Annotated in this window: 7 protein-coding genes and 1 tRNA gene; 4 read left to right on the forward strand and 4 right to left on the reverse strand. The window is 42.7% G+C overall.

From position 1 onward, the window contains the following. Positions 1 to 126: 126 nt before the first annotated feature. A tRNA-Thr gene (locus tag V7L97_RS10475) sits at positions 127 to 198 on the reverse strand. Between the two features lie 58 nt (positions 199 to 256). Beyond that, positions 257 to 802: a macro domain-containing protein gene (locus V7L97_RS10480; RefSeq protein WP_333655760.1), complete on the reverse strand. Its 546-nt coding sequence runs from the start codon at positions 800 to 802 to the stop codon at positions 257 to 259. Positions 803 to 1,088: 286 nt separating this feature from the next. Between V7L97_RS10480 and larC the strand changes: the two genes are divergently transcribed. The 4 genes from larC to V7L97_RS10500 all read left to right on the forward strand — a co-directional run bounded on the left by larC (position 1,089) and on the right by V7L97_RS10500 (position 5,604). Further along, on the forward strand, positions 1,089 to 2,366 hold the full coding sequence (gene larC, locus V7L97_RS10485; RefSeq protein ID WP_333655762.1) for a nickel pincer cofactor biosynthesis protein LarC: 1,278 nt from the start codon (positions 1,089 to 1,091) through the stop codon (positions 2,364 to 2,366). Positions 2,367 to 2,459: 93 nt separating this feature from the next. Further along, positions 2,460 to 3,728, forward strand: coding sequence for a TolC family protein (locus tag V7L97_RS10490; RefSeq protein WP_333655764.1), 1,269 nt, complete (start codon positions 2,460 to 2,462; stop codon positions 3,726 to 3,728). 87 nt (positions 3,729 to 3,815) lie between these two features. Then, positions 3,816 to 4,913: an efflux RND transporter periplasmic adaptor subunit gene (locus V7L97_RS10495; protein WP_333655766.1), complete on the forward strand. Its 1,098-nt coding sequence runs from the start codon at positions 3,816 to 3,818 to the stop codon at positions 4,911 to 4,913. Positions 4,914 to 4,950: 37 nt separating this feature from the next. Next, complete coding sequence (locus tag V7L97_RS10500; RefSeq protein ID WP_442891819.1) at positions 4,951 to 5,604, forward strand: ABC transporter ATP-binding protein; 654 nt, start codon at positions 4,951 to 4,953, stop codon at positions 5,602 to 5,604. A gap of 18 nt (positions 5,605 to 5,622) precedes the next feature. Here the strand turns inward: V7L97_RS10500 and V7L97_RS10505 are convergent, their stop codons facing one another. Together V7L97_RS10505 and V7L97_RS10510 are read right to left on the reverse strand one after the other, a co-directional pair. After that, positions 5,623 to 5,802, reverse strand: a complete 180-nt coding sequence (locus V7L97_RS10505; RefSeq protein ID WP_333655768.1) for a response regulator — start codon at positions 5,800 to 5,802, stop codon at positions 5,623 to 5,625. A 14-nt stretch (positions 5,803 to 5,816) separates the two neighbouring features. Beyond that, positions 5,817 to 6,759, reverse strand: a 943-nt coding sequence (locus V7L97_RS10510) for a response regulator (protein ID WP_333655770.1), incomplete at its 5' end; no start/stop codon positions are given.

Consider the following 6,759-nt stretch of genomic DNA (forward strand, 5'->3'; position numbering starts at 1 on the left):
AGCCTTATTTTACAAGGATTGATTTTGTGATTTCAGATTATTTTGGACAGCAGTGTTATTACCTAATTGATTAAAAAGTCAAGGGAAAATTACCAGAGGAGATTTGGAAGATTCAGGAAAACAAAAAGCCGGGAAAGGGATTCGAACCCTCGACCTGCTGATTACGAATCAGCTGCACTACCACTGTGCTATCCCGGCGATACATAAGTTAATGAGTAAATGGGTGAATGAGTGGATGAGTAACCCATAAACACATTTACCCATTTAGTTTATCAAATTCCTGCTTGAAATAGCCAAGTGTAAGGTCATCAAAGACGCAGAATTCCACTATTTCAAGGGAAGTGTCTTTATGCTCCTGCAAAAATTCCTTTGCTTCATTTACGAGTATCTTTGCGCATCTGTCCTTTGGAAATCCGAATATCCCCGAGCTTATGGCAGGCATGGATATGCTTTTAAGCCCCTTCTCTACGGCAAGCTTCAGGCTTTTTATCACTGCGTTTTTCAATTTATTGTCTTCGTCACCTTCTCCCATCCTCGGTCCGACTGCGTGAATCACGAACTTTGAAGGCAGTTTACCGGCAGTGGTAATAGCTGCATCTCCCACGGGAACAAAGCCGATTTTATCGCTCTCATCCTGTATGATTTGCCCGCCCTTTCTCACAATAGCGCCTGCAACACCGCCTCCATGCTGAAGGTGTGAGTTTGCAGCATTCACAATGGCATCCACATCGCGTTCAGTAATATCCCCCATAACAAGTCTAATAAGTTTATTGTTAACCTTATGTTCTGCAATAATCTTCATAAGCATCCTCCATCGAATTCTATAATCCGTAGTCAAGGAGTCGGCAAACAGTCTTCAAAGCCTTTGCAAAGTCCTTATTCATGTGTAATTGTGAGATTATAAATGCTTCATTTTATAGATGTCATAGTAGTAGATGACAGATACAAGATAATACTCACAGCAAACCTTATGTGCAAAGTCTCTGAATCCTGCCCGCCGGCTCCTTGTTAAGTTTCTCGTTACGGATTATGGATTTTTAAAAGTATAACCCAATTAATCGTGGAGCGTAAAGCATTACCGCATCTGGGTGTTACTTGTTACCGCCTTTAGTGTAAAATACCTCATGCCCCGGCATGAAAAGATAGCCTATTTCGACTGTTTTGCAGGGATAAGCGGCGATATGTGCCTCGGCGCACTTGTGGATGCCGGAGTGGATTTATCGGACATCAAAAAGGGCCTCAAAAAACTCCCTATTCAAAATTACAGTCTCGCATCAAAGAAGGTTTTAAGAGGCGGTATTTCTGCAACAAAGGTAGATGTAATAATGAAGGGGTCAGGGGTCAAGTCGAAGACCCATGGGGGTCAAGGGTCAAGGGCAACAAAATGGAAAGATATAGAAAAAATAATCAAAACCTCTCAGCTATCTGAAAAAATCAAACAGAAAGGATTGCACATCTTTAAAAAGCTCTTCGAGGCAGAGGCGAGGGTTCACGGTGAGCCATTTGATAAAGTCCACCTACATGAATTAGGCGGCATTGACTGTCTTGTGGATATATTCGGGGCACTCATAGGCCTTGATATTCTTGGAATAGAGAAAATATATGTTTCATCCATAAATCTCGGAAGCGGCAGTGTGAAGACCGAGCACGGCATACTCCCTGTACCAGCTCCTGCCACTGCAGAGCTTCTAAAAGGCTATCCTGTTTATTCGTCAGAAATTCCTTTTGAACTTACCACACCCACAGGAGCCGCCATTATATCGGGCATTAATGCAGATCCTTACAGTCTTTCAAAAATCACAATTGAGAAAATCGGATACGGCGCAGGGAACAAAGATATTGCCAATATGCCCAATACTTTGAGGATACTAATCGGCAAAGAGGCAAATGCAGGCGGATCCGAAGAGTTTGTAACGGTCATCGAAACCAATATCGATGACATGAATCCCCAGTTTTATGAATACGTTATGGAAATGCTTTTTAAGGCAGGTGCCCACGATGTATTTTTAGAAAATATCATAATGAAGAAAGGCAGGCCGGCTGTAAAGCTTACAGTTATTTCAGAGGAGGGCGATATTGAGAAGCTCTCGAGCATATTATTTCAGGAGACAACTACAATCGGCCTTAGGTTTTATAAGGCGCATAGAAGGACTTTAGACAGAAAGATTAAAAAGATTAAAACAAAATACGGGGATGTGAGGATAAAGGTATCCACTTCAAAAGGCAATATAGTCAATATTTCTCCTGAATACGAAGATTTAAAGGCCATAGCAAAAAAGACAAAAATACCAATTAAGAAAATTGCAGAAGAAATCCACCTTCAAACAAATTCCAAATCCCAAGCACCAAATCCGAAACATTATTAGGATTTTCGATTTTCGAGTTTAGGATTTCGAGTTTCGAATTTCGGATTAAGGCTTTATTGTATTCGTTAAGTTTAATGTGTTAATTTATTAGCTATGAAAAGTTTTTTCAAGGGCATCCACATATATATCATTGCACTCTCGCTTATTGTCTTTATTTCTTCAGCCTATGCATTAACCCTCGATGAGGCCGTATCCCTTGCAAAGGAGAATCTTCCTTCATACAAGGCATCTCTTATAAAGGTAAGGTCAACTGAAGCATTGTACGATGCATCGCTGGCCCCCTATCTGCCGAGCCTTGATGCATCAATATCCCAGAAGCGGTTATATACAAGCAAAGAATTCAGCACAAGAACCTATGACCTCACATTATCTTATACCCTCTTTGACGGTGGAAAAAGAAGGGCAAACAGAGACATTGCATGGCTTAACCTGAATATAGACAAAGAAGATGCCAGAAAAAACCTTCTGGAGCTGGAATACAATATAAAGGTGGCGTTTTATAGTGCCCTTGCCCAAAAGGAAACTGTCGAACAGAGAAAGATACAGCTTCAGAATGCACAGAAAGACCATGAGGTTGCAGAGGGAAGATATAAATTCGGTGTTGCAAAGCTTTCTGATGTCCTTCAGGCATCTGTTCGGCTCGAGCAGGCACGATATAATCTGATTCAGGCCGAGGGTGATTTTAAAAAGGCATTATCTGAACTCAATTCCCTGATAGGGAAGTCCCTGGACAGCCAGTATGACATTGCCGGCTCTCTGGACATTGATATCAAGCTGCCGGATAGAAACAAATTATCAGATATTGCACTCCAGAGGCCGGAAGTCAAACAGGCGGAAAACTCCCTGGAGATATCCAGAAGCAATAAGTCCCTTGCAAACAGCGCCTTTTATCCGTCCTTGCAGCTCAGCACATCCTATTCAAAAACAAAGGGAGGCGCATTCAGGACATCATCCCCCGAGGAAAAGACAGTCGGCATTACAGCCACATGGAATATATTCGAACTTGGCAAATTCTTCAAACGGAAATCATCCGAATTTGAAAAGGGGGTATCTGCTGAAAAACTGAATGACCTGAAGAGGAATGTGTTGCTCGATGTGCATAAGACCTATGAAGACTTCATAACGGCCTCCAACAAACTGAAGGTCGCTGAGCAGCAGCTCAAACAGGCAGAGCACAACTATTCGCAGGCATTCGGAGAGTATAAGGTTGGAAAGGCGGATATACTTTCCCTTGTTCAGGCTGAGAGTCTTCTGTCAAATGCAAGAGAGCAATTGATCAGTTCAAAATTAAATCTGATCCTATCAAAGGCACTGCTCGAAAAGATTGTGGGAATAGAAAAACTTGAGTCATTAAGTCAGTGAGTTATTAAGTCATGAATAAACTTACCGATACACTAACCAATAACTTAATGACTTAATAACTTAATGACTTCTTATCATGGAGGAAATGTGAAAAGGGTTTTGATTATCGCAATAATCATCGTATTCCTTACAGGCGGTTTTTTCCTGTACAAAAAGTTCTTTGTCAAGCCGTCAATAAAGATACTGGAAACTGCAAAGGTTGAAAAGGACAGCATAAGGGGAGTGCTTGTAGAGACAGGGATCATAAAGCCCCAGGTCGGTGCGGTGGTTAAGATAGGCGCGAGGGCAACCGGCTCAATATTCAGGATGAATGTGAAGATCGGGGACAGGGTGAAGAAAGGGCAGCTTATAGCCCTTATAGACGACAGGGAAATTGTACAGGCCATCGAGCAGCAGAGGGCTGTCCTGAACGAGGCAAGGGCAAATTATGACTATGCCAGAGTAAACTACGAGAGGGAAAAGGAACTCGTCAAGCATGAATATACCACAAAGGATGCTGTTGACAGGGCAAAGAGCCAGTTCGAAGCGGCAAAGGCAAAGATTGATGACATCACAGCACAGTTAAGACAGCATGAGACGAAGCTCACATACACAAGGATCTATGCGCCAATAGACGGCGTTGTATCCGATGTTACTGCTCAGGAAGGCGAGACCATCGTTGCAGGACTTCAGGTGGCAAATTTAGTTACTGTTCTTGACCCCACACGCCTTGAGATGTGGATATATGTGGATGAGACAGATATAGGCAAGGTAAAACTCAAGCAGAAAGTGGAATATTATGTTGATACATTCCCTGATAAACTTTTTTATGGGACAATAGAAAAGATATATCCACAACCTGTTGTTAAAGACAACATAGTGTATTATCTTGCCATCGTGAAGGTATCCAGAAATGACGCTGTATTTTTAAAACCTGAGATGACAACCCATGTAAAAATAATACACGACGAAAAGCAGAATATTCTTACAGTGCCAAATGCAGCCATAAAATTCGAAAAAGGAAAGCAGATTGCCTATAAAGTAATAGGACCAGATAAAGTTCAAAGGTTAGAACTGAAAACCGGCATCAGGGGCGAGGAAAAAACAGAGATAATAACAGGTGCTAAAGAAGGAGATGAACTCGCAACAAAGTTAATATTGCCTATCTCCGCAAAAGAAAGTAAAAGTGATAAAAACAAGAAATAAAGAAGTACTCCATCACTCCATCACTCCATTATGTCTAATGGAGGATATAACAAAGACTTACAAGATAGGCGAAGAAAATGTTGAGGTCCTGACAGGTATAAATCTTCGTATAGACCGGGGAGAATTTGTGGCCATCATGGGCACATCGGGCTCCGGCAAGACAACCCTCATGAACCTCATCGGATGTCTTGATGTACCAACATCCGGGCGTTATGTACTTGCAGACAGTGAGGTCTCGAACCTCACAGACGATGAACTCTCGGTAATAAGAAATGAGCACATAGGTTTTGTATTCCAGAATTTTTATCTGCTGCCATATGCCACGGTACTCGAAAATGTTCTGCTTCCAACGCTTTATGTGGAAAAACATAAAGACGATGCAGAGAAGCATGCGATGGAGCTTTTAAGGCTTGTTGGACTGCAAGAAAGGGCGAAATTCAGGCCGAATCAGCTCTCAGGCGGACAGCAGCAGCGCGTTGCCATCGCAAGGGCATTGGTGAACGACCCCGATCTCCTTTTATGCGACGAGCCTACAGGACAGCTTGACAGTAAGACAGCAGCAGAAATAATGAACCTGCTCACAGAAATGAATAAGCTCGGGAAGACAGTAATAATAGTAACCCATGACCAGAATATAGCCGCCTATACAAAAAGGACCATACTGATAAAAGACGGGGCAATCGTTTCGTAAGGTAATGCCAGTGGGCTATCAAGCCTTAAGTGCAGGGGCTATATGCTCCACATCGTTGATGATATCCTCTATCTGGAACGGTTTGTTTATGCACCTCACAACGCCCTGTTTCATCACATTGTTTAAAACATCTTCGGATAGATAAGAAGAAATCACAATCACAGGGGTATCTACACCGAGTTCCTTGATCTGCCTCACAAGCTCGTGCCCGTTTACATCAGGGAGCTTAGCTTAAGGTCGGTAATTACAACATCGTACTGGTTTTCCATTATCTTCTGAATGGCTTCATTCCCTGTATAGACACAGCAAACCGAATGGCCTGCATGCCTTTCGAATGTCCTTTTCAGCGACCAGCATATGAGCTCTTCATCGTCTATAACTAATATTTTCATTTCCTTCCTCATTTTATGTGACATGTGAAGCATAAAGCGCTTCCTGAATTCGATTTTCTGAGAAAAGACCCCCTTCGTAGGGTCATGCGGGTCGTGGCAGGATGCGCATTCTACCTTACCACTGAATAACTTCACATCACTCCATCCATTCTGAAGGTCAGGCGGTATATTAAAAGCCGGATCCTGTGCTGCGGTTGGATATGTCATGGAGATCGGATGGTCATCACTAAGATTAGGACCTATCGGGAAATATCTGGATGTTCCTGCAGGTCCACCGCCCCATGTGTGACATTTGTCACAGTTAGGCCATGATGAAGTATCAGGTATTCCACCAGCTCCGGGGGCATTTCTTAAGTCATGGGTGTCCGAACTGTTTACTGCACTTGATGCACCTGCGTCATCATGACAGGTTAAACATGATATGGAGATAGGGTTCGGATGAGAAGGGATAGCGGTATTCATCGTAGGGCTTGTGTACATCGTAAAGACATTTATATTCGTAATATTCCTGTTCCATAGCGGAGCAGCAGTACCGGCAGCGTTTGCAAAATGAGGTGTATGGCAGAATCCACACGGCTCCGGAGTTGATGCTGCGCTGAGGTCATGTTTCGAACCCACTACAGTAGCACCGTATGCAGCCACCGCTATTGTGAGCATCAGTACGAATATGGAAAGTAAAATTATCGTTTTCCCTTTGACCACCATTCCGTATCTCTCCTCCTTTCGTCTCCGCATAAAATCTTGATTATTAGAATTAGCAAAA

This window comes from Dissulfurispira sp. (assembly GCF_036745535.1).
GTDB lineage: Bacteria > Nitrospirota > Thermodesulfovibrionia > Thermodesulfovibrionales > Dissulfurispiraceae > Dissulfurispira.

Bases quoted from the DNA above. Each gene is read 5' to 3' on its own strand.
- V7L97_RS10480 (WP_333655760.1), bottom strand. From the start codon at position 802: ATGAAGATTATTGCAGAACATAAGGTTAACAATAAACTTATTAGACTT.
- V7L97_RS10490 (WP_333655764.1), top strand. From the start codon at position 2,460: ATGAAAAGTTTTTTCAAGGGCATCCACATATATATCATTGCACTCTCG.
- V7L97_RS10500 (WP_442891819.1), top strand. From the start codon at position 4,951: ATGGAGGATATAACAAAGACTTACAAGATAGGCGAAGAAAATGTTGAG.